This is a genomic window from Niallia endozanthoxylica, assembly GCF_008710145.1.
In the GTDB taxonomy this organism is placed as follows: domain Bacteria; phylum Bacillota; class Bacilli; order Bacillales; family Cytobacillaceae; genus Bacillus_BD; species Bacillus_BD endozanthoxylica.
This window is the reverse complement of record NZ_VYKL01000041.1, coordinates 1-26,964: the sequence shown is the minus strand read 5'-3', so window position 1 is coordinate 26,964 and position 26,964 is coordinate 1. Positions and strand designations below refer to the sequence as shown.

General features: G+C 39.9%; 21 protein-coding genes. 15 read left to right on the top strand and 6 right to left on the bottom strand.

Annotation, left to right across the window (positions count from 1 at the left end; all coding sequences use genetic code 11):
* Positions 1–47 precede the first annotated feature (47 nt).
* A complete protein-coding gene (locus tag F4V44_RS22805) occupies positions 48–1,052 on the top strand; it encodes an S-layer homology domain-containing protein (RefSeq protein WP_150442318.1) in 1,005 nt (334 codons plus the stop codon).
* 128 nt (positions 1,053–1,180) lie between these two features.
* On the opposite strand, the gene F4V44_RS22800 is transcribed toward F4V44_RS22805, so the two are convergent.
* The gene (locus F4V44_RS22800; RefSeq protein ID WP_150442317.1) at positions 1,181–2,482 is read right to left on the bottom strand and encodes an S-layer homology domain-containing protein; all 1,302 of its coding nucleotides are present in this window, start codon (positions 2,480–2,482) and stop codon (positions 1,181–1,183) included.
* A gap of 325 nt (positions 2,483–2,807) precedes the next feature.
* On the opposite strand from F4V44_RS22800, the gene F4V44_RS22795 reads away from it, so the two are divergent.
* The gene (locus F4V44_RS22795; RefSeq protein ID WP_150442316.1) at positions 2,808–3,710 is read left to right on the top strand and encodes an S-layer homology domain-containing protein; all 903 of its coding nucleotides are present in this window, start codon (positions 2,808–2,810) and stop codon (positions 3,708–3,710) included.
* 137 nt (positions 3,711–3,847) lie between these two features.
* On the opposite strand, the gene F4V44_RS22790 is transcribed toward F4V44_RS22795, so the two are convergent.
* Positions 3,848–5,326 carry an N-acetylmuramoyl-L-alanine amidase gene (locus F4V44_RS22790; RefSeq protein WP_191090815.1) on the bottom strand — a complete coding sequence of 493 codons (1,479 nt, stop codon included), beginning with the start codon at positions 5,324–5,326 and terminating at the stop codon, positions 3,848–3,850.
* 317 nt (positions 5,327–5,643) lie between these two features.
* Here F4V44_RS22790 and F4V44_RS22785 point away from each other — a divergent pair, with 317 nt between their 5' ends.
* From F4V44_RS22785 to F4V44_RS22775, 3 genes are all read left to right on the top strand, one after another.
* Complete coding sequence (locus F4V44_RS22785) at positions 5,644–7,323, top strand: S8 family peptidase (protein ID WP_191090814.1); 1,680 nt, start codon at positions 5,644–5,646, stop codon at positions 7,321–7,323.
* Positions 7,324–7,518: 195 nt separating this feature from the next.
* On the top strand, positions 7,519–8,067 hold the full coding sequence (locus F4V44_RS22780; protein WP_150442313.1) for a transposase: 549 nt from the start codon (positions 7,519–7,521) through the stop codon (positions 8,065–8,067).
* Positions 8,068–8,295: 228 nt separating this feature from the next.
* A complete protein-coding gene (locus F4V44_RS22775) occupies positions 8,296–9,612 on the top strand; it encodes an S-layer homology domain-containing protein (RefSeq protein WP_150442312.1) in 1,317 nt (438 codons plus the stop codon).
* 107 nt (positions 9,613–9,719) lie between these two features.
* On the opposite strand, the gene murJ is transcribed toward F4V44_RS22775, so the two are convergent.
* From murJ to csaB, 3 genes are all read right to left on the bottom strand, one after another.
* Positions 9,720–11,231: a murein biosynthesis integral membrane protein MurJ gene (murJ, locus tag F4V44_RS22770; protein WP_150442359.1), complete on the bottom strand. Its 1,512-nt coding sequence runs from the start codon at positions 11,229–11,231 to the stop codon at positions 9,720–9,722.
* A gap of 119 nt (positions 11,232–11,350) precedes the next feature.
* Positions 11,351–12,520, bottom strand: a complete 1,170-nt coding sequence (locus F4V44_RS22765) for a glycosyltransferase family 4 protein (protein WP_150442311.1) — start codon at positions 12,518–12,520, stop codon at positions 11,351–11,353.
* A gap of 136 nt (positions 12,521–12,656) precedes the next feature.
* The gene (gene csaB, locus F4V44_RS22760) at positions 12,657–13,763 is read right to left on the bottom strand and encodes a polysaccharide pyruvyl transferase CsaB (RefSeq protein WP_150442310.1); all 1,107 of its coding nucleotides are present in this window, start codon (positions 13,761–13,763) and stop codon (positions 12,657–12,659) included.
* Between the two features lie 547 nt (positions 13,764–14,310).
* On the opposite strand from csaB, the gene F4V44_RS22755 reads away from it, so the two are divergent.
* The 3 genes from F4V44_RS22755 to pssE are packed head-to-tail and all read left to right on the top strand — an operon-like array spanning position 14,311 to position 16,379.
* Entirely contained in the window at positions 14,311–15,411 is a 1,101-nt protein-coding gene (locus tag F4V44_RS22755) for a glycosyltransferase (protein WP_223882009.1), read from the top strand.
* Positions 15,412–15,417: 6 nt separating this feature from the next.
* The gene (gene pssD, locus F4V44_RS22750) at positions 15,418–15,903 is read left to right on the top strand and encodes a PssD/Cps14F family polysaccharide biosynthesis glycosyltransferase (RefSeq protein WP_150442309.1); all 486 of its coding nucleotides are present in this window, start codon (positions 15,418–15,420) and stop codon (positions 15,901–15,903) included.
* Positions 15,900–16,379: a PssE/Cps14G family polysaccharide biosynthesis glycosyltransferase gene (gene pssE / locus F4V44_RS22745; protein ID WP_150442308.1), complete on the top strand. Its 480-nt coding sequence runs from the start codon at positions 15,900–15,902 to the stop codon at positions 16,377–16,379. Before pssD ends, pssE begins: the two co-directional genes overlap by 4 nt.
* Positions 16,380–16,763: 384 nt before the next feature.
* Here the strand turns inward: pssE and F4V44_RS22740 are convergent, their stop codons facing one another.
* Positions 16,764–17,762, bottom strand: a complete 999-nt coding sequence (locus F4V44_RS22740; RefSeq protein WP_150442307.1) for an LCP family glycopolymer transferase — start codon at positions 17,760–17,762, stop codon at positions 16,764–16,766.
* 453 nt (positions 17,763–18,215) lie between these two features.
* Here F4V44_RS22740 and F4V44_RS22735 point away from each other — a divergent pair, with 453 nt between their 5' ends.
* The 7 genes from F4V44_RS22735 (at position 18,216) to F4V44_RS22705 (ending at position 26,731) form a co-directional block, all read left to right on the top strand.
* On the top strand, positions 18,216–19,520 hold the full coding sequence (locus F4V44_RS22735) for a hypothetical protein (protein WP_150442306.1): 1,305 nt from the start codon (positions 18,216–18,218) through the stop codon (positions 19,518–19,520).
* Positions 19,521–19,778: 258 nt separating this feature from the next.
* Complete coding sequence (locus tag F4V44_RS22730) at positions 19,779–20,030, top strand: hypothetical protein (RefSeq protein WP_150442305.1); 252 nt, start codon at positions 19,779–19,781, stop codon at positions 20,028–20,030.
* A gap of 480 nt (positions 20,031–20,510) precedes the next feature.
* The gene (locus tag F4V44_RS28320) at positions 20,511–21,260 is read left to right on the top strand and encodes a C40 family peptidase (protein WP_150442304.1); all 750 of its coding nucleotides are present in this window, start codon (positions 20,511–20,513) and stop codon (positions 21,258–21,260) included.
* Positions 21,261–21,531: 271 nt separating this feature from the next.
* Entirely contained in the window at positions 21,532–23,022 is a 1,491-nt protein-coding gene (locus F4V44_RS22720; RefSeq protein WP_150442303.1) for an N-acetylglucosaminidase, read from the top strand.
* A 174-nt stretch (positions 23,023–23,196) separates the two neighbouring features.
* Positions 23,197–25,077 (top strand): NTP transferase domain-containing protein, encoded by a 1,881-nt coding sequence (locus tag F4V44_RS22715; protein WP_150442302.1) that lies wholly within the window; start codon positions 23,197–23,199, stop codon positions 25,075–25,077.
* Positions 25,064–26,041: a DMT family transporter gene (locus F4V44_RS22710; RefSeq protein WP_150442301.1), complete on the top strand. Its 978-nt coding sequence runs from the start codon at positions 25,064–25,066 to the stop codon at positions 26,039–26,041. The genes F4V44_RS22715 and F4V44_RS22710 overlap by 14 nt, the downstream gene beginning before the upstream one ends.
* Positions 26,042–26,731, top strand: coding sequence for a sugar phosphate nucleotidyltransferase (locus tag F4V44_RS22705; RefSeq protein WP_150442300.1), 690 nt, complete (start codon positions 26,042–26,044; stop codon positions 26,729–26,731).
* Positions 26,732–26,964: the final 233 nt, after the last annotated feature.

Sequence of the window (26,964 nt, the reverse complement as noted above, 5' to 3'; positions counted from 1 at the left end):
TTTTGTTGGTTGTTTTGACTTTAGGCAGTAGTTTGAGTGTAAGTGCTTTGACAACGTCATATTCAGATCTTCATTCAGGTCACCGTTTTTATGATGAAATCATGTACCTAGCAAACAAAGGAATTGTAAAAGGATATCCAAATGGAACCATTCGTCCTGATGAGGAAGTGACAAGAGCTGCTGCTGCCATTATGATTGGCAGGGCACTAGATTTAGATGGTAAACAGCGGGCAACTACGTTCTCTGATGTAAGTGCAAATCAGGTTGCCAGTGGTTATATCGCTTCTGCGGCTGCGGAGGGAATTATTCAGGGGTATCCGGATAAAACCTTTCGTCCGAATGAAACGGTTACTAGAGGACAAATGGCGATTTTCTTATCAAGAGCCTTCAATCTGACTGTGGAAGTGAATGCTCCTTTTACAGATATTTCTTCTGCTATGGCGAGCTACACGCATATTAAAAGAATCCTAGCCGAAAATATTACACAAGGATATCCTGACAACACATTCCGTCCGAATGAGAAAGTGACAAGAGCCCAGTTTTCCGCATTTCTCGCACGTGCACTAAATGATGACTTTAAGGTGGATCTACCGGTATCCTACGTAAAGGATACAAGCAATATTTATCAATACCACTCTAATGAGAATGGTAATTTCTCATTTGTTTATGCGGACGAAGAATATCCAAATTGGAATCTTTGGAATGTCAATGATGAATTTGGAGGCTCTTATCAAATTGTCGAAAGACAGGCTGAAGTAGGGTATTTACTAGGTGCTCCTTATTCAGAATATCGATTAATGCTTGCGAATCCCGTAAAAACCGGCCACACTTGGAAGATAGAGTATGGGGATGAGATTCTTGCCACTTATAAAATTACAGCAACAGATTTGACGCTCACAACGCCAGCAGGTACGTTCACAGATGTAGTAGAAGTGACGGATCAAGATGGCATGGTTACTTATTATGCACCAAATGTTGGAATTATTAAAGCGGTCAACGGAGAAGAAGTATTAGTGGAGTTAACAAAAGTCATTGTACCTTTTGTTAACTAAACATGTAAACATAAATAGATAGGATTATAGCCAAAAAAGGGGGCAGTCCCCTCAGCGCGTTAAAGCGCTGGGGGACTGTCCCCCGCTGCTTTAAAGAGGTAAAATCTGCTCCCTTTTCATGCAGTATCCTATTTCAAGCTATCATTCAATGAGCGTGATAGCATGATGGAGAATTCGGCTCTTGTGATAGGTTCATTTGGTTTGAATGAGCCGTCGTTATAGCCCACTGTGATGCCATTTTCAGCAAGGATGCTGATGTAGGATGCAGCCCAGTAGTCACTTGCTACATCGTTGAAGCCTTTGTTTCCGGTGCCTGTTAATTTAAAGGCTTGGACTAAGACCTTTGCCATTTCTGCACGAGTTAACGTATTTCCAGGGTTAAACGACTGATTATTTCCAGCAAAAACGCCTTCCTGTGTCATTTTTGCAATCACGTCGTAGCCAAATGTGCTTTCTGTTACATCGGCATAGTTTGGATTTGGAGCCTGATCATCGCTGTACACAATGGCACGATTCAGCATGATGGCACTTTGTACACGTGTAATCAGGTCATTCGCACCGAAGCTTCCGTTCACATAGCCGGCAATAATCCCTTTTTCTACTAAATAATTAATCTCTTCTTTTGCTGCCTCTGGAATACTATCATTAAAGTTTGCTTCTTTTTTTACATTTATGGCCTTCCAAAAATCATTTGCAAGGGCGAGATATCCAGCTTGGTTCGGATGGATTTCCAGTTCAAGAAAACGTGGCAGATAGCCAAAAGCATTTTTTGCTATGGAATCGGCTGTAGGAACATAGGTCGCTCCAAACGGTTTACCTGTATCTGCAATGATCTTGTTTAACGTATCAAGCATAGGTAATATCTGTTCTCTATACGGGCTAGGCAGAATTGGAAACGGATTATAATAGCCCATCACATAAATTTCTGCATTCGGATTCAGTTCTCTAATCTTAGTAAAAATAGCCGTTAAATTTTGACCAACTGTCGTCATACCAGCTATAACTTTTTCTTGGTCGATTGTAGATTCTTCTATCTTTTCCCGATTAATTTCTATCAATGATAAAAGGTCATTTGCCCCGGCATCAAACGTAATAATTTCTGCTTCCTTAATAGCCGTTTGAATGGGAACACCATTCTTTTCTACATTGTTCTGGATATCATTTAGAACGTTTGTTGTCGTATATCCAGACACAGAAAATTGCTTATTAAAGCTGGATAACACACCAATTTTATTCAACTGGCTGCCAATATAATCTGTGTAGCCTTTCCCGATTGACTTATCATAATACATACCAGCGGCAAGTGAATCTCCCAGTGCAAGATAATCTACTTTCTTTGTATCTGCGCTTTCAGCTGAAACTGCTGGAGCGGCCAGCAAAGAGAATGCCATGACAACAGATAAGCCAATTTTGAAACGTTTTTTCTTCAATTGAATTCCCCCTGATTTATTAATAAATAACGGTATAACATTCGCTGGAAATCAGTAAAACCATCCTAGTAAATGATAGGATAAGAATACTGTAAAAATCGGAAAATACTTTCCGAATTAATAATGTACGAGCCTCTATTTTATATTGAAAATATTAATAATGTAAAGAACGTAAAGATACTATAAAGATTCCTAAAATAATATAGAAAATCTATACTGGTTTGCTAGAATATCAAATAGGATCATTTGCCTGGTATATACAGGAAGTAATACCTGCTCCTGTAAAAATGGCAAGTAAATAATCACACCTTAGGGGGAAACCAAAATGGCTTACCAACTTCGTTCATATCGAAAATTTCTAGCAGCCGCAGCGACAGCCGCAATGGTCGCAACAGCTGTCGTACCTGCTGCTTCAGCTGCCAGTTTTCCAGATGTCTCAGACCGCTATAAAGAAGCGGTTGACTATTTAGAAGCAGAGGAAATCACAAATGGGTTAGCAGACGGGACCTTTGGTACACATTCGCAAATTAAACGTGCAGATGCAGCTGTGTGGATAGCTAAAGCTCTTGGGTTTGAAAACTTTGGCGCTCCAGACTCTGGCTTCACAGATGTTCCTGAGCGTGCCGCGAAAGCCGTAAATGTTCTTAAGGACCTTGGCATTATCAACGGGAAAACAGCCGATACCTTTGGTTCGCATGACTCGCTGACACGTGCCGAAATGGCGAAAATGATTGCAATCGCCTATGATTTGCCGCTTGACGGCGGGGCGCATCCATTCACAGATGTCAGCGCTGTTTTTAGCGATTATGTGAAAGCTGTTTACACCGCGGGCATTACAAATGGCAAAAGCGAAACATCCTTTGGAGCCAATGCCCCGACCACACGCGGTGAATTGGCTATTTTTATAAAAAAAGCAGAGGAATTTAAGGTTGTGGCTCCAGATGTTCTTGTATCAGATGTGGCTGGAGTACTGAATGATGACAATACTATCACCATTACTGGGAAAGCGGAAGGCGTGGAAAAAGTAGCGGTTAAGCTTCCGAATGGGGATAAACCGATTGCAGCAAATGCTGCAGTTGTTAATGGAGTATTTACTGTCACAACCGAAATCCCTGCTGCAGGTATTCATGAAATTGCTGTTTATGATGAAAAAGGAAACCTGCTATACGAAGGGGTTGCTGATAAAGTGGTTGATGCGAAAATCAAGATCGCTGAAATTAAGCGTTAAAAAGGAAAGCACTGTGGAGACTCATCTCTGCAGGGCTTTTTTTCTTTTTAATTACCCGTGTTACTTTTGATAAAACTTTTTCCTGCTGAATATAGAAAAAAAGTCCTGCACTTAGTTGTGCGGGACTTTTTTTAGTATTATTTACTATAATAGCTTTGAATTCCTTGGAAAATGGCTTCCGCAAATTTCTCTTGGTATTCTGCTGAAGTTAGTTTTGCCAAATCGTCAGAATTGGAGATAAAGGCAAGCTCAACTAGGACACTTGGAATATGCTGCTCGCGAATAACAAGGAAACTATTATCCTTAACTCCGCGGTCCTTTGTTCCAATTAGTTCAATAAGTTTTTTCTGAATCTCTTGCGCAAGCTCACGGCTTTCGGCACCGTTATCATTCTTAGATGTATCATAGTACGTTTCTGTGCCTGAAGCACTTGGTGATGCTGCATTCGTATGGATGCTGACAAACATCTCAGAATAGTTGTTAATGGATGTTTGAACACGGCCGTCAAGGGTTGGATACGTGTCACCTGATCTCGTCATAACCGTTTTTGCACCAGCATTTTTCAGTTTTTGTTCTACAAGCTTTGCGACAGCTAACGCAATATCTTTTTCATAGATGTTCCCGTTCACTGCGCCGACATCCTTGCCGCCATGTCCGGCATCAATCGTAATAATCCTATTTTGCAGGACACTTCCGGAAGTGTTTTTCAATTTTAAGTACGTTTTATGTACATAGCCTTCTTTTCCATTATAGTTGATTTTAGCCCAAAATCCGTCGAGGCTGATAACCGTAACAGAAGCATTTTGAGGGATTGTTGCAACCAACCCGTATTTGCTGCTTGGACCTGAACGCATGTTGAGCACATCTGCTGTTATTTCCCCCATTAATCCTGTTGCTGGGGCAGGTGTAGGCTCAGGTTGCGGCTCCGGCGTTGGCTCAGGTTGCGGTTCAGGTTGTGGTTCCGGATTTGGTTCCTGTGCCGTTACTTTAAACTGATCATCCATTGCACGGCTGATAAACGCAGATAATTCCGCTCTTGTGACATTTTTACCTGGTTCAAAAACTTGGCCGTTTCCATTTGTAACCCGCTCATTATAAAGGGTTTGAATATACGAAGCAAACTGATAAGTGGAAGGAACATCTGTGAAGACTGATTGTGAACTCTGTGATTTTTCCAAGTCAAATGCCTCTACAATGATTTTACTCATTTGGCCGCGTGTCAAATAATTATTGGGCCGGTATGTATGATCTGGATACCCTCCGATAATATTAAGCTGGGCAGCACGCTCGATATAGCCTGAGAACCTATTTCCATCGGTATCAGTAAAGGACGCTTTTTTCGGGTGATACTCTGTTTCTTCAATTGCATTAATAATCATTTTGGCCGCTTGGCCTCGGGTGACAGAATCTGTTGGTTTAAATAGATTCCCGGGATACCCGCTTATAATTTGGTTCCCATATAAATACTCAATTTCTTCCTTCGCCCAATAGTCATCAGGGACGTCTGCAAACTTAATTTGGGCTTGAACGCTGTGGCCATTTTGAAAGCTAAACATTCCAAAAATCGCCAAAATAAACATGCTGACGCTTGCAACTAGCTTGCCGTACTTCGACATTTTCCTGCTCCTCTCATCAAATATCATCTATCAGTTTATCAAAAGTTAGGCACTGATACTAGTATATTCGGTATCAATCTATAAAGCTGTCGATTTTTTACTGTGGACGGGTGGTTTTCGAAAGAGGATGATGTGTCGAAATTCAACGTTTTCTTTAGAATAACGGCACATTTTGACTGGGCCTTTTTTGTAAAAATTTTACTAAAATATATAAAAATTATTTTGCTTGATCATTTAGTAGAGGCTCAATTACGTCTAGTAATAGTGTATAATTAGCTAAAGTTAGTATGTACATAAAAGGAGAAAGGGGGATTAGCTTGTACAAACAAAAATATTTTATTTGTTTGTTATTCTTATTTCTAGTGCTTATTCCTTTCAAAGTAAGCGGAGAGCAGCTAACTGAACGAGTCATTATTTTTTTTCATAATGAAATAGATTATAGTTTACTAGAAAATAAAGAAATAGAAGTTCATCATCTTTTCGAAGATTTGAATGCCGCTTCTGTCACTATTCCTGTTGAATGGAAGGATCATCTTCTTCAACGTTCCAATATTCAGTTTATTGAACCTGACCCTGAGGTTCAAACGACCTTTCAAGAAATGAGTTGGGGCTATCGAATGCTGGGTCTGGAAATGTTCAATCAATCAGGTTATACAGGTAAGGGGGTTAAAATCGGGATACTTGATACCGGTGTCCGAATCGATCATCCGGATCTTCGAATTGCCGGCGGGGCTACGTTTGTACAAGGGACAACCTCGTATGATGATGATAATGGACATGGGTCCCATGTGGCCGGAATTGTTGCGGCCCAGAATAATGACATCGGCGCCGTTGGAGTCGCTCCAGATGCAGAGATTTATGCGGTTAAGGTTCTTGATCAAAAAGGAGAAGGAAATCAATCCGATGTTGTCAAAGGGATTGAATGGGCAATGGCTCAGGGACTTGATATTATAAATTTAAGCATTACATCTCAAAATGGATCGTTTTTATTAGAAGAAGCTTTAAAAAAAGCTGAAAGTCAAGGCATGATTATAGTTGCAGCTTCAGGGAATTATCCTACTGCACTATACCGTAACTTAAATGTGTTATATCCTGCTCGATATCCTTCTGTTTTGGCTGTTGGGTCTGTCATGTGGGATAAAAATCAATTTACGAGATCATTATTTTCGTATTTTGGCCAGGATTTGGATTTTGTTGCTCCAGGTGAGGAGATATTTAGTACCTATAATGGGACTGGAGCAGAGGAATATGGAATCTCAACTGGAACGTCTATGGCATCGCCTTTTGTAGCTGGGATGGCTGCCTTGTATATGGAAGCTTATCCTAATTTGAGTTCAAAGCAAATCACGATTCATATGGGAAAATCAGCCGAGGATTTAGGAACTCCGGGAAAGGACATGGAATACGGATATGGACTGGTCCAGCCTCCTTTGAGTAAAGAAGTAGTAAATGTTTTTCCGGATGTAGCGGATAATACTTGGTATACAAAAGAAGTAAGTGATCTTTTCATGAAGGGAATCATCAGTGGGAATAATGATGGGAATTTTTATCCGTACAATCCGATTACCCGTGCTGAAGCAGTCACCATGATTGGCAGGGCTTTGAAATACACTGGAGGCTCATCAACCACGAACTTTTCGGATGTTCCTTCAGGCCACTTTGCTTCGGGTTATATTAACAATACAACGAACGATGGAATTATATTTGGGTTCTCGGACGGCAGCTTTAGACCGAATCTCCATATTATCAGAGGAGATGTCGCTGTGATTCTGCAGCGGGCATTTAAACTTCCAGATGCAGAATCAAGCCATTTTGCTGACGTGGATAATCAGAAGCACTATTTCAACGCGATTAATAGTCTATTTGAACAAAACATCACGCAAGGCTATGAAGAGAGAACCTTCAAGCCAGACTTAAACATCACCAGAGCTCAATTCAGTGTCTTCCTATCCAAAGCTATAAACCAAAATCAAGGGACTGCCACTTCAACGCGATAAATCGTTGGGGGACAGTCCCTCATTTGTTTAATGCGGTGAAGGGGTGGGGGACAGTCCCCCGCCCCTTTAAAGAGTTAAAGCACAATAGATATAGTATTCTAAAATATTTTTAGTTTCATAAAGGAAATCAGAGAATCATGTCGAATTGATGGAGTTGTGCAAAGTTTTATTTTATACTGCGGAGGTGCATTAGTCATGTCTAGAAAACCGAGGGTGTATTTTCCCGGTGCGACTTATCATATTACGGACCGAGGGAATCGTTGTGCAGCTTTATTTTATGATGACAGGGACCGAAAAAGGTATTTAGAAATGCTTGAGAATGCCCGTTCTCAATATCCGTTTCATCTTCACTCTTATTGTCTTATGACAAACCACATTCATCTTCAATTAGAAACCATCAACCATCATCCCCAAAAGATTATGAGTATGATTAACACCCATTATGCTATTTACTTTAATAAACGGTATGAATTTATTGGACATGTTTTTCAAGGACGCTATAAAGCAAGTCTGATTGATTCGCTTCAATATTTCTTAGAAGTTAGCAAGTATATACATTTAAACCCATTAGAGGCAGGGATTTGTATCTCACCGGAAAGCTATCCTTGGAGCAGTTACAAAGCGTATATTAGTACCGATTATACAGATCCTCATGTGACTACTCAAAAAGCTTTATCCTATTTTTATGAACCCAAAAAGGAGAATTATCGATTATTTGTTGAAGCAAAGAGAGCGGATGGTTAGAAGGAAAGCATCTTGAATGGTAGTACTTTAAAGCGCCGGGGGACTGTCCCCCGGTACTTTAAAGTACTAAACCATAATAACTATTCTCCTCCATTATCTTTCTGTCAACCTCCTTCTTTTATCTTTTAAATATTTATAGATTCCGACGAAAGTAGACAAATGATAAGTCTATTTATGGTAGAATAATAGATATATTTTCTATTATTTGTAGAAGTTGGGAGGATTGTGATGAAAGGGAAAAAGGTTGGTTTGCTAGGCTGTTTGCTAGCGACATGCAGTTTGTTTTATGCTACTGAATTACGAGCCTCGGCTAATGATGACATAACCGGGATAACATTAGAACCTGAAATGCGCACCGTGGTGGACAGAGGCATTATGCAGGGGTATGGCGAGGGGAGCTATAAACCTTTTACAGAAGTGACAAGAGGTCAATTTGCAGCACTTTTAGCACGTGCACTAGAGCTGCCTGAGGGAGATCCAAAGTTCTCAGATGTGCCCCAATCCTCAGAACTTGCTGATGAAATCTATAGTGCTAGCTCAGCAGGGATTGTAAAAGGGTACGATAACAGTAACTTCGGGATAAATGATAAGATTACCCGTGATCAAATGGCTCAAATGATAGATAATGCATTACAGTATTTAGATGTAAAAAGAACAGAGGCGCCGCTAAATTTTTCTGACGAATCAAAAATTGGCCAAACCTTTAAGCGAGCAGTTGCACGAACAGTATTTGATGATATTGTTAGGGGTTATAAAACAAAGAGCGGTACATATGAATTTAAACCAAAAAATACTGCGACAAGGGCCGAGGCGGCAGCTTTTATCTCACGAATGATTCATACATATGAGAATTTTATTGCACAAGGGCTTGATAATCCGCCGGTTCCTCCAGTAGAAGAACCACCGGTAACCGAGCCAATTCCAGAGCCAGAACCACCGGTAACAGCTCCAGAGCCGGAGCCACAGCCAGAACCACCGGTAACCGAGCCAAAACCGGAGCCGCAGCCAGAACCTGAACCAACTCCAGAGCCGGTTCCTGTTGATCTACACGAGGGACATTTAAGTATTATGGGAGCTTCTTCAGTGTCTGCTGAGAAAATGGCTGCTTTTGTAAAAGCAAAGAACCCTAATGCTCAGGACATCGATGAAATTGCGGCAGCCTTTTTTGAAGTAGGGAAAATATATGGTGTTCGCGGTGACATAGCGTTCGCACAGTCTATACTTGAGACAGGATGGTTTAGATTTGAAGGCTCAGCAGTCACGCCGGATCAATATAACTATGGCGGACTTGGTGTGACGAGCAAAGGTGTGAAGGGAGAAGTCTTTTCCTCAGTAAAAGAGGGAGTTACAGCTCAAATCCAGCATTTAATGGCGTATGCTACAACTAATGATTTACCTCAAGGTGAAGTGCTCGTTGACAATCGGTTCAAATGGGTAAAACGGGGAAAAGCTCCGCACTGGGAAGACCTTAGCATGACATGGGCTATGAATCCAAATTACGGGACTCACATTCTATCATTATATGAGCAAATGAAAAAATATTAGATTTGAAAAAAGCGATAAGACTTAAAGGTCTTGTCGCTTTTCTGTATTAAAGGAGCGGGGGACAGTCCCCCGCTCCTTTAATGCGCTACAGTATATTTTCCATCCGTTTATCTTTTACGTACCGTACGAAGCAGCTGCCTGAAAGCCTCGCGATAGAAGACATATAATCCTATTGCATATAACAGCACACCAAGAGGAATAAGGATGGATAGCTGAATAATAGCATGCCATTCGGTAATCGGTGTAAATGTATTTACCAACACTAAGGGTACAGCCATGACAACAGTCGGTAGGATTACTTTTACAATCAACGATGCTAGTTTTTTCGCTTCCCCACGTTCGAAGTCCCGGTAGACCACGATGGTGGATACAGTTAGAAAATATACAGATACAACAGAACTCGTTAATGCTAAGCCCGCATACCCGAATGGTTCAACAAACATCCAATTCAACAGTACATTTAAAAGGATGGTGGTAACACTAATCCGAAAGACAGTAGAGGTCTTACCTTTTGCATACATTGATTTCGAGACAATGTATTGCAGCCCTTGCGTGACAATCATTGGTAAATAGTACAGCATCGCTAAATAGGTGTTATGGGTGTCTGCCTCTGTAAAAGCTCCGCGTTCATAGACAAAGGAAATAGCCGCCTCACCAACGAGTCCAAGACCGACCGCAATTGGCATTAAGGTGACAAGTGAAACCTGCAGCCCGATAAAGAAGGTGTCCTGAAACTTCTTTTGCTGCTCCACCTGTTCTGATAATAAGGTAAAAATAATAGCAGCAATTGTTGTTCCATAAATCGCATGCGGGACACTGACCAGAAGGGATGCGTTGTTTAAATAGGTTACAGCACCCTCAACCGTACCAGCAGCAAACATTTTATTGACGAACATATTGACCTGTCCGACAACCGAGTTTAGTAAGGAAGGAATCAATAATACGATAAAAGCAGAGCGGAAATCCTTTTCTACTTTTAAAGTAGGGCTCCAGCGGAATTCACTTTTATGCAAATAATAGAGTTGAAGTGCAGTACCCATTAGGGTGCCGACGATAAATCCGTACGCTAAACTATTAATTCCCCATTGATCAGAAAAAAGAAGGGCAAACACCGCCCCCATTAAGGTCGCAAGCAGCTTAGAAATTTGCGAAGGGACAAACACTCTTCTTGCTTGTAAATAGGAGTCTAAAATTCCGTTCAAAGCAATAGCTGTTAAAAATAAAAAGAAGAATTGAGTGATCTCAACTGCAATTTTCTCTGTTTCCGGCGTCATCGCCCCGTAAATAAATGGAACAAAGCTAGGAACGAAAAAGTATCCCATAATTGTCAAGATAAAAAAGATTAAGACGGTAGCGTTCATAATACCATTGGCATTTTTCTCTGTCTCCGCCTGCCGTTCTTTGCGATTTTTTACATAAAGCGGCAGGAATACATTATTAAAGCCGCCGGATATCATCGCAATCACTAATGTAATAAAGGAAAAAGCGAGCAAGTAACCATCCGTATACTCATTCGCTCCAAACTGTCTAGCAATAATACTCTCACGCAAAAAACCTGAAAGCTTCAAAACCAGCGCAAGCAACGTAATCCAAATAGCCGTCTTCTTCAATCCTGACATAACATTCATTCGCTTTCTGTTAGATTAACGCAATGGGGGACAGTCCCCCGGCACAGCACCACGTTAAAGTACTGGGGGACAGTCCCCCGGTGCTTTAATGTGATAAAGCCATTACGCACTTATTTTAATGCTTCGATATAAACTTCTTCGTATTTTTCGGCAGCAGCTAGATGGGAGTATTCCTTTTCGATTTTTTGTCTGGCTTTTTGGGCCATTTGTGCTCCTTCTTGCGGATGGTCGAGGAGGTCGAGAATCGCTTCTGACATCTGTTCTACGTTTTTTTCCTCGATTAACAAGCCGTCTTGCCCTGGATCGACGATTTCCTTTAAGCCGCCGACTGCACAGGCAATTAACGGAGTTCCGGATCCCATGGCTTCGAGAGCAGAAATAGATGTTGCTTCTTCCACACCGGCAGAATGGACACTTGGCACAATTACAACATCAGCCAAAGCAAAGTAATCCTTCACTCTTTCGTGCGGCACATCCCCGAGTAATGTCACATGGGCCTCAAGCTCATGTTCCTCCACAATTCGTTTGATTTCCGGCATTTGATTTCCGTTACCTGCATAGATTAAGCGGGTGTTTGGGTATTTTTTTAAAACAGCCGGCAGCGCCAAAGCTGGATAAATAACTCCATTTTTCTTTACCAATCTTCTTGGTACAAACAATACGTGTTCATCAACTGATACATCGTACTCTGCACGCAATTCATTTTTTCTATCTTTATCAGGCTTGAAGTTGTAAATATCAATGAAATTACGGATGGCCAAACCTTCTGCACCTGATACATCCTTCACATAGTCTCTTAGCCGTTGATCGACCGTTACAATTTTTCTTGTACTCGTATAAGCTTTAATCTCGATTTCTTGAAATTTCTTTGCTTCCGGGCTTCCTTCAATCATTGAACCCTTACTAATCGATTCAAACGTCGCATAGCCATGAACGGTTGATACGACAGGGAGGCCTGCTTCAACAGCCGCTAGTGTTGAGAAAGGGTCCTGTGCATGAACGATATCGTAATTCTTATGTTTGTTTTTTATCATTAGCGACTTCAAACAGTTTTGCCGAACGCGATGAGTCCACAAAATGCCGCGGCCTTTTTTAATTTTATTGATGACAAAACTTGGGCCCTGAGCGTATAGTTTCCTGACAACCGGCTGGATATTGGAAAAAGAAAGAACATCCACTTCATGTCCTCTAGCTTCTAAACCAGCTTTCAAGGTCGTCACATGGGTTGATAAACCTCCAATATGTGGATATTCATATGCCGTGGCTATCAAAATTTTCATGCGCTTGTTACCTCCATTTAAATAGGTGAAACCTTTAGGGTTGCTTTTTTTTAAATAGAACCAAACTACCTGTTCCTCTCTTTTTATAAAAAAGAACCCATCAGCATGTAATTCACCTGTCATTCCACTCTATTTATTACATAAATTTCTCCTGCAGCAGCTCCACATTGCGTAATGCTTCCTGCTTCAATTCCAAAGCATTTTTGCTGATTATTTCACTGTACTTCTGCCGTTCATTCAGCAAATGCAGAGCATGCTCCGTGAGCTCCTCCACATCAATTTCTTCAAGAACGGCTGAAAACTCCCACATTCCGTTTCGCTTTAATAAGCTTTCAACCTTTTTATCATAGCTCAGACCAATATGTGGGACGCTTTTTATAGTTGAAAAAATTAATGCATGCAATCGCATCCCAATCGTCAGCTGACATTCACCAATAAAATTCACATACTGGTTTGGTGTAAAATCAGTGCCAAGGATATGACAGTGCTTGCTGTATTTCATATGAGCCAAAACCTTTTCGCTTGCTTTGGCATCATGGTGGCCTTCCATTGGTACAAACACAGGCGTAATCCCGCGTTCTTCGATAAGTGAATCAAGAATCTGCGCGATTTGTTCAAATTGTTTTACTTGGTCAAACCAAGGGCGGACAGATACCGCAACAAGAGAATCCGAGTTTTGCAGCGGGAGGCTGTCCATACAAGCCGTATCCTTTCTAGGCTGAAAAGCAAACACGATATCGGATGTTACAACCACTTCAGGCCTGCGGACACCAAGCTGTTCGAGTAAATCCTTCGAATATTGGTCACGGACGGTGACATAATCCGCCATATTGGCAAAAATCTTCATAAGAATTTTTCCCCATGTAGAAGTAACAGGACCGATTCCCTGGGAGAAAAACATCACCTTAGTCCCGCATAGCTTGGCCAGAAAGACAATCAATAAATAATAAGGAAGAGGACCGAAAAGAAAGCGTGTCGGATAGGCATCCTGCAGCAAACCGCCGCCGCCGCTTATTAACAAATCCGCACGACGCAAGGCTTGTACCTTTTCCTTAAACTGTTGTTTCCATCCTCGATACACACTCTTCACCTTGTGTTCCTTTGCGGTTTTTTCCGGTGATAGAGAAAAAACCGTAATATCAGGGTCTGGAAGCTGGTCGCGCAAGTTGTATATGATTGCTTCTAAAATAGCCTCGTCTCCCGTATTGCCAAGACCATAAAATCCAGAAATAACAAATTTCAATAAAATTCCCTACCTTCCAATAAACAAAACATGCCTCTTTAGACACAGATATAAATTGCATACTATGTATTCATACATATACACGTTCTAAGCAGAAACCATTATATCTAAAAGAAACATCTATTAAATAATAAGAAATAAAGGTATAATGCGCAACCTAAAAAAGACTATAAGGCATTGGAATCAGAGGAAGGGACTTCACTCAGGTAAAACGTTAAACCGCTGGGGGACAGTCCCCCGCTAGGGTAAAGCGTTAAACCGCTGGGGGACAGTCCCCCGCTAGGGTAAAGCGTTAAACCGCTGGGGGACAGTCCCCCACCAGGGTAAAGTGCTAAACTGCCGGGTCTTTGTTCTAGAGGGTACCTAAACTTTTGTCTTATTTCTAACTTATATTAATAAACTAACGATATTTGATTTTCATCTTTCGTAAAAGTTGTTATAATGGCTTTATGTGAAAAAATCGTGAATATATTTTACGAATTGACAGAAAACGACTTTTTATACAAGGACTAGAGAGGATAAGAGGGTTACAAATGGTGAAAAAGCAATGAAACAGAAGAAAATTCTCGTGATAACCAATATGTATCCTACTAGTAAATATAAAAGTTTTGGTATTTTTGTGAAGAATCAAGTCGATGCTTTAAAAAAGAGAGGTTTGCATATAGAAGTACTGGCTGTCACGAATCCAAATAGCGGGAAAGTAAATGTAATCAAAAAGTATTCCGCTTGGTTGATTCAAACGATGTCCAAGTTACTGTCAAAGGGGAAAGCGTATCATGTGGTACACGCTCATTATGTCTTCCCGAGCGGATTTTTAGGACTTCTTTTTAAAAAGTTATTTAGAACTCGTTTGATTGTCACGGCCCATGGCGGAGACATCGATAAAATGGCAAAAAAAAGCAAGAGGCTTCATGATTTAACTCAAACCATTTTACATAATGCCGATCATGTAATAGCAGTCGGAAATGAGCTCCATCACCAAATCACGAATCATTTTCAAGTGGATTCCAACAAGGTTTCCATTATTAATATGGGAGTAAACCGCCAAGTTTTCAAACCGCAAGAAAAAGCAGCTGCCAAGGCTGCATGTGGACTCTCATCCAATCAAAAATCTATCCTTTTTGTCGGTAATCTCCTTGAACAAAAAGGTCTTATGGAATTAGTTGACAGTATAAGCCTGATCAAAGCAAATCAGCCTGTCAATCTATATATCATAGGTGCTGAAAAGGACGCGGGTTTTAAGCAAAAGCTGGAGACAAAAATGACGCAAGCCCAGCTGGGGAATGCTATTCGCTTTCTCGGAACAAAAAATCAATCAGAAATAGCTTTATGGATGAGTGCAGCTGATTGCCTTGTCTTGCCTTCTCATATTGAAGGCTTTGGTCTTGTGGCATTGGAAGCCATGGCTTGCGGCACACCAGTCATTGGCACGAATGTGGGCGGTCTCAAAGCCTTACTTTCGGACGGGGCAGGGGTTATCGTTCCTGTGAAAAATGCAGAGGAACTGGCAAAGGCGATTTTACATGTACTATCGTCTGAGGAAACTCGTACAAACTTAATAAGAAACGGATTCAAAAAAGCAGAGGAAAACGACCAAGAACGGATGCTTAATCAGGTAATAGAAGTCTATTTTCCTACTGGAGGGTAGGATGTAATGAAAGACCAAACGAAAAAACGAAAAAAAGTATTATTCATCTCATCATTAGGAGGACACTTAACGCAGCTGCTGCAGCTAAAGCCTCTTTTTGAAGAGTATGATTACCATATTATTACGGAGAAATCAATCATCACTGAGGATTTGAGCAAGCAATATCGTATGTCTTTTTTAGTATACGGAGCGAGAAATTACTTATTTCGGTATGTCTTTAAAATCAGCTATAACTTCTTTAAATCTCTTTATTATTTCTTGCGGGAAAAACCGGATGTGATTGTCACAACAGGTGCCCATACGGCCGTACCAATGTGTTACATTGCGAAAATTTTTGGTAAAAAAGTTGTTTTTATTGAGAGTTTTGCCAAAACGTCAACCCCTACGATGTCCGGGAAGCTTGTCTATCCGATTGCAGATTTATTCATCGTCCAGTGGAAGGAAATGAAGAAACACTATCCTAAGGCAGTACATGGAGGGTCAATCTATTGATATTTGTAGTGTTAGGGACATTCGAGCTTCCGTTTGACCGGTTGCTGAAGGAAGTAGACAAGCAAATTTCGGCAGGAAATATAAAGGAAGAGGTTTTGGTTCAGGCAGGTCATACGAAGTATCGCTCAAATCAAATGGAATTTATAGATTTTACGACATACGAACATATGGCGGAATTATATCGGGAATCGAATTTGATTATTACTCATGGTGGAACAGGTTCGATTACGATGGGGATGAAGATGGGGAAAAAGATGATTGCGGTCCCTCGTTTGGTGAAATATGGTGAACATAACGATAACCACCAAATTGAAATTGTCAGGCAGTTCCACCAAACTGGACACATTCTCTCTTGGGATGACAACACTGACATGAGTGTTGTACTGAAAGAAGTCGAAACTTTCAAGCCTGCACCATTCAAAAGCGGAAATAAAGAAATCCTCAATATTCTCCGCAATTTCATTGATGGAATTTAACTTCATTCAGCAAATGTTTTTTTGTACCGAAAGCTTGCGGCAGGTACAGAAGTTCTCCACTTCTAAAATTAAGGGCTGAATGTAAAAGCTCTTTGAATTCAGTGGGGTTCAAATCATGGCTGAATGAAGTTAAACCTCCGGCGGATGCCACGGATTTTTTAGAGGTAGTTTATCGAGCGAGCTCGACGACGGACAGGATGTACTAGTCAGGCGAAACCACAGAATGTGGTGTTTTGAAGCGTGATAAAAATCCGGGTGCAAATTCGACGAGACGAATTTGATTATGTTAAACAACTGGGGGACTGTCCCCCATCGCTTTAAAGCGATGGAGTGACAGTCCCCCTTTTTATGCACTTACAATGATTGGTGTGCTTTTATTCTCTTTTACCCGTTAAACTCTGTGTTTGCTTTGCTTGCACGAAGCTCTTGTGTTTCCAATCCTAGGTGCTCACGCAGCTGGTCTGATAGTTGCTGTCTTGTTTCATCCTCAACCATGTAATAATACACACCGTTGGTATAATCGTTAGTGCCTTCGATTTGCATTTTTTCAATATTGTCAGCTGCAGTTCTATATGACTTTTGCATGCCGATAATTTCCTGCATGGTTAAATTTGTTTTAATGTTATCCGATAAGGCTTCCAACACTTCATCATAATTGGTTAACGTTGAGAAGGATGCCCCTTTTTGGATAACTTTTGAAATGACTTCACGTTGTCTTTCCTGACGGCCAAAATCGCCATTTGGATCTTCTTTTCTCATTCTGGCATATTGAAGGGCTTCTTCACCGTTTAAATGATGCTCCCCCTTAGATAAATAGGTGCCATCCAACTCAAAGGCATACTCATTGTATACATCAATTCCGTCAACGGCATCAACGATATCCTCGAATCCCTGCATGTTTACTTGTACATAATAATCGAGCGGGATATTTAAAAAGTTCTCAATCGAATCCATTGTCATTTCAATGCCGCCATAGGCATAAGCATGGTTCATTTTGTCAACGCGATCACGTTTTGAATCGCTTTTATCCACTAATTCAGCACGAGTATCACGCGGAATACTTACTATTTTTGTTGAGTTTAATTCTGGATTAATTGTCAATACTAACATGGAGTCTGTTCGTCCGGCATCATCTTCTCTTTCATCAACACCGACTAATAAAATAGAAACCGGATCTTTCTCATCAAATTCAATCACTTCTTCACGCTTATCGGACTTTTCTCGGTCAAGAGTCGTCGTCATTTTGTCAACGGCACTTGCTACATCCCCATAAATATTATAGGCGAATAATCCTCCGAGGATAAATAAAGCAAAAAAGCTAAGCAGAACTACTCGTTTCCATCTCAGGCGTCTTTTCTTTTTTCTTCTTGATCTTTTCTCCATTAAAGTTCTCCTCTATAAAAATTTGTCTAGTATTGTCATAGTCATAAAGAAATTATAATCCCCATAAGTAAAAGCTTCAACTAGTAATTAAAACCGTTTATATATATTTTTCCATTGATATGCTATAATTTTAAGTTGAATGTTCAAGCTAATCTAGTATTTCATCATATAATAAGCCAATTCTCAATCATCTGGAAAAAGATAGGCTTTCTGGGAGATATATTACATAATAAGTGGGTAGGAAGAGAGGAATCTTTTTTAATGAAAGAGATACATGAGCCCATATATGATTTTAAATCCTATCTATTGTAGCACATTATGGTCTGAAGGTATTTTGATTTAAACAATTGTCATAATAAGTTCAGGAAAATGATATTATTTTCCATTATAAAACAAATTGTAACATGGATAAAATAAATACTTTCGACAAAATTTGGGAGTGGACTTCTTTTCATGAATAATTTTGAAAAAATATTGCTGACAGTGTTTTTTGTTGAGCTTTTTGTTGGCGGCGGAGGAAGGCTGATTGATTTCGGGTTTCTTTCCATTCGCCAAGTCTTATTTATAGGCTTAATGTTAACGTTTCTCTATCGGATTATAAGCCAAAAAGCATACCGAAATTTGGAAGTAAACACGTTCTTCCGCTTGAATCCCGTTTCAGTCGGCATCTATCTATTAATTGGGTGGTTTGCTATTAGTTCCATTATCGGTTATTTAAATGGAAATGCTCTTTCTGATATTATCACTGATTTTTTACGAGTATCCTTTTTCGCTGCTTTTTTCCCGCTTGCTTATTATATTTCGGAAAAAAGGTTCTCAAAACAAAGAATCATAACTATTCTCAAATACAGCGCTTTTGCGGTGGCTTTGTTTACTGTTCTAATTGCGCTGCTTGGGAAAACGGTGTTTAGTGGCAATTTTCAGCCTTATAAAATGTTTCTGCTTTCCTTAATGGGTGATGACTTATTATTCAGACCGAGCTACAGTGTTTTTTATAAAAGTCACTTTTATGTGTTTGTCGGTCTTGTCCTGTCGTTGAATGCGGTTCTGACAAAGAAGTTTTCAATGGTCGATATTCTCAATCTGATTCTATGCCCCATTTCCATCTTTTGGTCAGAAACAAGAGGCTTTTTATTTGCCTTAATGGTCAGTGTACTTATGATTATGATTATTGACATCATCATCATGTCAACACCTGTTAAAGGCTTTTCTGGAAAAATAAAAGCTATTTTCCAAAACAAACAGCTCGTAAAGAAATCAATTATTTTACTTATTATCACGGTGTCGGTTCCCTTTTTATATCAATACATGACACTTGAACGTTTTGAAAAAAGCAGTGTGGAAGCCGGGTCGGATGAGATTAACGATACAAGTGCCAGTGTTCGGGTTGATTATCTCCTCTATTCCAAAGACCTGCTGCTCGATCATCCTGAATATCTCGTCTGGGGGAAAGGTTACGGAACAGAGATAGCCGGCCGAGTCACCGGGATTGAAACAAGCTTTCTCGATATTTTAGTGGAGCAAGGCGGAATTGGCCTAGCCTTTTGGTTATTTCTATGTCTTCTTGTGTATAGTAATTATTACTTCAGTTTCAGGCGCGGGGGTTCCTTGCAAACATCCGATATTTCGCTGTTGGGAATTTTTATGGGCGTCCTGCTTTTAACGAATATCAATCCTTTTATAAACAATCCAATTGGAATTATCTTTTTCCTCATCGTGCTGGTTCTTTCCCGCCATACGAGGGAACAGACTGTATAATGATAATCTTACGAGGATGTCTGGTATCAGACGTCTTTTTTTTGAAAAAAAATAACGTTTTAGTCATATTTTCTTCATATTTATATAGTACAGTGAAGGATAGAAAATAGTTTCCTGAAAAAAATGCAGAATAGCGTCGAAGTTGATTACGTTTATGTTAAAAAACGCAAAAGGGTCTTCGAATTAGCGTTCAATCCGTTTACAATTAGGTTAATATTTTAAGGAATTTTCAAAATATAAATGGAGGGTGGAGGGAAAATGAAATTGACTGAAACAGGGACAATCCCAGAAAAAATTGATTTTTTTATGCTGTTGATTAAACAGGATATGGAGCATTATGAGAAGCAGAAGGATATGATAAAGGAATGGATTCTATCAACCACCCCTTCACTGAATGATACGGAAGCAGAGCTCTTAGAGGAATTATGTGAAGAGTATCAAGCGAAATCATATATACAAAATGAAGCATTAAAAGAATTTCAGAAAACCTTATTTTCCGACTGTTATTAATAGAGAGAAACAGAAAGGGCCCTAAACAAAGGGTCTATTTTTTTGTTTAAAAATCCTGAGAACAATATTATTATTCTTTCTGCAAAACAAATGCAGCTGTGTTTATTAACATTGTTGATTTTTGACTCATCTAAAGCTGTATGGTTATGAAGCGACAGGAGAAATTCATTTTCTTCTGTCGCTTCATAACCAAGCTACCTTTCAGCACAGCTGAAAGGAGTGAGAAATGTCCATTTCTCAAGGATGAGTCAAAAATCTAACTTATCAACCTTATTTGTTAACATAGACTTTCATTAAAAAATGTCCTTTCAAAAGAATGTCGAGATATTAACGTTTTCAAAGTTCTTTCGGTCGAAAATGGTCGTTTTTGAAATGTTTTTGTAACACAAGTTAAATTAAACTGTAACCTCATTCCGATATTCATTATGAGATACTAGTTTTTGTAAATAGAAAAAATTAGTAAATGTTCGGAGGCAAAACATGAAGAAGTTATTAATCAGCGCTTTACTATCATGTTCTTTACTCTTCAGTGCAAACATTGTAGGAAATAATACAGCAGAAGCCGCAACAGGTCAAACTGTTTCAGATATAGCAGATGATTACATAGGCGTTCCTTATCGCTGGGGCGGTACAACACCAAGCGGGTTTGATTGCTCGGGATTTGTTGGATATACATATAAGCAAGCAGGGTATACATTACCTAGAACAACATCAGAAATGTATCATGTGGGAGATTCAGTTTCTAAAAGTGAATTAAAAGATGGAGATTTAGTATTCTTCCAAACGTATAAATCGGGGCCATCTCACGCAGGAATTTATATTGGTGATAATCAATTTGTGCACGCTTCCAGTACGAAGGGAGTCAGAATCGATTCCCTATCAAGCTCTTACTGGAGCGGTACATACTATGGAGCGAAACGCGTTCTTAGTACAGAGCCTGGCTGGGCAGAGTCTAATGGTCATTGGTATTATTATGATCAAGAAGGCAATAAACTAACAGGCTGGGTTCAGGACAGCGGTGCATGGTATTACTTTGATCCAAATGGTGTCATGCAGACAGGCTGGCTTGATTGGAATGATACGAAATACTATCTTCACTCCGGCGGCTCTATGGCTGCAGGCTGGACTCAAATTGATGGTCAGTGGTACTACTTCTATGAGGATGGTGTAATGGCAAAGGATGCAGTGATTGAAGGCTACACCATTGCAAGTGATGGAGTCATGCAATAAGGATAGATAAGGAGCTGGTTTTCTATGGCCAGCTCTTTTTTGTGCTGTTTATGAAGTATAGACGGTAATGATTCAATCGGGTGAAATCTAGTCATGCTTATTTGGGAGCTGTATTGAGAATGCTTTACGGTGTACAGTGTCATGTGGACTTCTGATATTGTTCAGCAGGATGACTGCGTATGCTGCTTCATTTTTACTAGTTAGCTATTAATAAAGTTTTTCTTTTTCCGATATTAATAGGAGTTTGAAATTTTTGAAAGGAGAGAAAAGAGTGAAGAAAAAGATTACTCAGACGCTGGTGCTGTTTAGTATTCTATTCCTTTCTCAGCCTGTCTTTGCAGGGGCGGAAACAGGATGGAAATACGAAAATAGTCACTGGTACTATCAAGAAGCTGATGGTGTTGTCAAAAACAGATGGCTTCAAGATGGGAAGGATTGGTATTATTTAGGCAGTGATGGAGCCATGAAAACGGGCTGGTTGCTTGACGGAGGGAAATGGTACTACCTAGAAAGCGGCGGTGCGATGAAGACCGGCTGGGTGTATGATGCAAATAGTTGGTACTATTTACGTGAAGACGGCTCTATGGCTAGAGGCTGGTTGCAGCTTGGGGGTCACTGGTATTTATTTAATGCTTCCGGTGCGATGCAGACTGGCTGGGTTAGTGAAAGCGGCGTATGGTTCTATTTCCATCAGGATGGATTCATGCATACCGGCTGGCTTGAAGATGGCGGGAAATGGTATTATTTTACAAATGGTGGAAATATGCTGACTGGCAAACACGCTATTAACGGTGTAGTTTATGAGTTTAGTATAAACGGAGCATTAAATAAAGGTTCTGTTACGACAAGCACTACATACAGTATGACCGTTCAAGACATGATTAACAAACAAATGTCCGTGCTGCCGAAAACGGATAAATATCGCAAGGATAAGACCTATGTACATTCAGCTTACATACAGCTTGACCCGGTGAACCCATTAGTCGGAACGGTGACGACATCCCCATTAAATGTCCGAGAAGGCAATAGTGAGGGGCACCGTGTGGTTGGTACACTTAATGCCGGTGATACGGTTGAAATTTTGTCTGTTTTAGGGAATTGGTATGAAATCAGCTTCAATGCGTGGCGTTATGCAAAGCCTGAGGATGTGGCTTATTATGTGAATCCAAGGAATTTTTCTGTTGATTCAGCGGAATATTATCAATTTTTATTACTCTCGAAAAATACCGGAGCTTCAGCGGATGAATTGAATCGCAAAGTTCTGGCTGGCAAAGGCATTCTTGACGGCAGAGCTCAAGCATTTGTAGAAGCAAGCTTAAAAGAAAATATTAATGAGCTGTATCTTATTTCACATGCTTTACTGGAAACAGGGAATGGAACGTCGGAGCTTTCGAGAGGCATTCTAGTTGATACGGTTGACGGTGCTCCAGTAGAGCCGAAGGTTGTATATAATATGTTTGGTATCCAGGCCAGAGACGTGGATCCAATCAGACTGGGTGCAGAATATGCGTACCAAAACGGTTGGTTTACACCTGAAGCCGCTATCATTGGCGGCGCCAAGTATATTGGTGAAAGATATATTCACAACCCAACCTATCAACAGGACACGCTCTATGAGATGAGATGGAATCCGAAAAAGCCTGGTACCCATCAATATGCAACAGATATCGGCTGGGCTGCTAAGCAAGTGAATAATTTGAAAAAGCTATATGATTCGTTAAGCTGGTATACATTGCATTTTGATGTGCCAGTGTTTAAATAATAGGATGAGAGGTTGATCACATGATGGTCAGCCTCTTTTTGTGTGAAAAAATGTAAAAATTACCGTGCTTGTTGGTGATTGACAAATATTAAGAAAGTAAATTTTGTTTACAGTATAGTAAAAGAAATGTAAAATCATAATGCATTCAAAAAATGAATCTATTTGGAGGCGGGTATGGAACATTTACTGCGCATCATGGAAGTAATCAATAAAAATAATCATGTTAGCCAAAAGAAAATAGCTGACAGCACCGGACTGTCTATTGGTAAAGTAAACTATGTAATTAATGATTTAATAGAAAAAGGCTTTGTTTTCAGTGAGAAATCAGGCAGAAATACAAGCTATTACATAACGGAGACAGGCATTGAATTTTTAAAAAGCGAGTATGAGTCTTTTAAAGAAAAGAAGATTAATATTCATCAGCAGTCCTATAAGGAAATTGATACAGTTGTTATTCTTGCCGCTGGGAAAAGAAAGGACTTTGATTATCCTGCAGGCTTGCTAGTAGTAGAGGGAAAGTCTCTATTAAGAAGAAACTTGGAGCTGCTGCAGAGAAATGGAATTTCCAAGTGTATTATTGTGACAGGGTTCCAAAAGGAAGCTTTAGAAGAAGAGCTGGCGGATTTCCCGGATATTCAATTTATTGAAAATCCAAAGTATAAATGGACAGGCTCTATGGCCTCCCTAGCATGTGCGGAAGAAAAAATCACCGATGACTTTTTGCTGTTTGAAGAGGATATATTAATTGAAGAAAGTGCGATTAACCAGCTGATTACGCATCCACAGCGGGACTGTTTGTTGATTGCGAGTGAAACGGGCTCTGGTGATGAGGCGTTCGTTGAAATTAAGGATGGTTATTTACACAAAATTTCAAAGGACATCCATCAATTTAATCGTGTGGACGGAGAAATGGTCGGCATCAGCAAAATTTCCTATGAAGTTTTTGCTGAAATGGTGAAAGAGTTCAAGGAAAACAATCAAAATCCATATATGAACTATGAATATATGCTTTTAGACGTGGCTAGACATTACCATATTGGCTACTTGAAAATCCATAACCTTGTTTGGGCTGAAATAGATACAATGAAGCAGCACGAGCAGGTGATGAAGCTTACGTTTCCTATTTTAAAAAGAAAAGAAGCGGAATACCGTGAAAACCAAATTAAAAATCATTTGGTTGAAGCCATGGGAGTGGCATCAACGGATATTCAAAAAATTGAACCGTTTGGCGGAATGACGAATAAGAATTTCAAGGTCATGGTCAAGAATGAGGAATATGTACTCCGTCTGCCTGGAAATGGTACGGAAAAAATGATCAACCGTTCCGAGGAAAAAGTAAATTCCATGCTTGCAAGCCAGTTAGAAATTGATACGGAATTGATTTATTTTAATGAAGAAACAGGTGTGAAAATCTCTAGGTTGATTCCACATGCGGAAACATTGAACCCGACCACAGCAAAACGTGAGGACAATATGCGCTTAACGACATCGGCGCTGAAGAAACTTCACCAATCAGGAGCTGTGATGGAAAATCAATTCGATGTATTTGCGAAAATGGTTGAATATGAACAGCTTTTACAAGAGGTAAATGGAAAAATGTACGAGCCGTATGAAGAAGTGAAAAGTCAGGTGATGGAGCTAAAACGTCAATATGAACGAATGGATTTCCAGCTTGTACCATGTCATAACGACTTAGTTGCAGAGAACTTTGTGAAAAGCGGGGAAGATAGGATTTATTTGATTGACTGGGAATACGGCGGCATGAATGATCCCATTTTTGATCTGGCTGCTCATTCTCTTGAATGTGATTTTTCGGAAGAAGATGAGGAGCTATTCTTACGGCTGTACTTAGAGTCAGATGAAGTTCCAGAAGACATTCAAAAAAGAATGCTTATGAACAAGATTTTCCAAGACTTCCTATGGAGTATATGGACTTGTATTAAAGAAGCGAAGGGTGATGATTTCGGAACCTATGGAATGGATCGCTTTAATCGTGCAAGAAGATATTTAATGAATCCGCTAATAAAGGAGCACGTATTGTATGTTAAAGAATAAGGGTGTGTATTTTGGACTTCTGTCCGGGCTATTGTGGGCAGTCGATACCATTTTAATTGGAATCGTGTTATCCTCTACATTATTTTTATCAAGTGAACAAGTGATTTTTTTAGCTCCTTTAGTTAGCACCTTTTTACATGATTTCTTATCCACTCTTTGGATGATGGTGTTTATGCTGTTCCGCGGCGAGCTGAAGACGACTTTTTCAAAATTAAAAACAAGAAGCGGCAGATGGGTTATACTTGGGTCATTACTCGGCGGACCGATTGGAATGACGTGCTATGTATTAGCTGTTAAGTATATCGGGGCCTCTTATACAGCTTCCTTCTCAGCTATTTATCCGGCTGTAGGAGCCTTTATGGCCTTCTTATTATTAAAGGATAAATTAAGGTTAAAGAACTGGATTGGCTTGTTTATTAGTATTTTATTTATTTTCTTATTAGGCTATTCAAGCGGAGAATTTGCTTCTGACAACTATATTATCGGATTTCTATTCGTTCTTGGAGCGATATTCGGCTGGGGCATGGAATGTGTCATTCTGGCATATGGAATGAAGGATGATGAGATTAGTCCTGAGCAGTCCTTGCAGGTGAGACAATTGGTTTCAGCTGTGACGTATGGTGTCATCATTCTTCCATTTATGAATGCCTATCCATTGGTGGGAACGGCGTTAATGAGTAAAGAAATTCTATTTATTGCAGTGATTGCATTAGCTGGAACGGGTTCCTATTTATTCTATTACAGTGCGATTTACAGAATTGGACCAACGCGTGCGATGGCCTTAAATATTTCTTATTCTGCTTGGGCGATTATTCTGAGTGCTGTGTTCCTTGGCGCCCCGCTTACGTTGAAAATGTTCTTATTCAGTATTATGATATTGGTGGGTTCTGTTTTGACGGTAGCTGGACCTGATGAATTTTCACTTAAAAAACTATTATCAAGTAAGATTAGGAGAACCGCTTAAATGAAAGCTATTTTATTAGCAGCAGGAATGGGTACTAGATTAAGGCCTTTAACTTTAACTACCCCTAAATCGCTTGTTCCGGTGAACGGCAAGCCGATGCTTGAGATCCAAATCGAGTATTTGCAGGAAATTGGGGTAGAAGAAATCATTGTTGTTACAGGGTACCTGCAGGAAAAGTTTGCTTATTTGGCAGAAAAATACGGCGTCACCCTTGTTCATAATGATAAGTATGATGTGTATAACAATATTTATACGATGTATTTGGTAAAAGATTACCTGCCTGGATCCTACGTGATTGACGCCGATAATTATTTAACCCGAAACTTTCTTTTGCCGGACCCGCAGCGGTCGATGTACTTTAGTGCAGTGAAGAAGGATTTCAAAGATGAATGGGTCATCAGGTATGATGAGAATTTGAAGATTTATGACCTTGAAATTTGCAGCGATATCGAGGATTATATTCTTTGCGGGATTTCCTTCTGGTCAAAAGAAGACGGAGAATACATTGTCGGAAAATTGGAAGAAGCTATTACAGGCGGAGACTTTGCGGATTTGTACTGGGACAATATCGTAAAAGATAATATAGGAAGTTTGAATGTCTATTTGCAAAAGATTAATTCAGACGACAGTTATGAAATTGATTCGATTGAAGATTATAATCGCGTCCAGGAATTGGTCAAGCAATCGTAATTTCTAACGGGAAAAACACCTGAAGTTTTGAACTTCAGGTGTTTTTGTGTGGCATAGCGGTATGGGGGATTCCGATTAGAATAGGGGGGAGTATCCTATAATAGGTTTCTAGTAAATTCCAATTTATAAAGTGAAACTAACCATCAGTGGGGTTTTCTTCATCCCCCACTGATGGTTAGTTGGGGCCCACAGGATGTGGGTCACACAGACGTTGCCACAAATGTGGCGTTCTT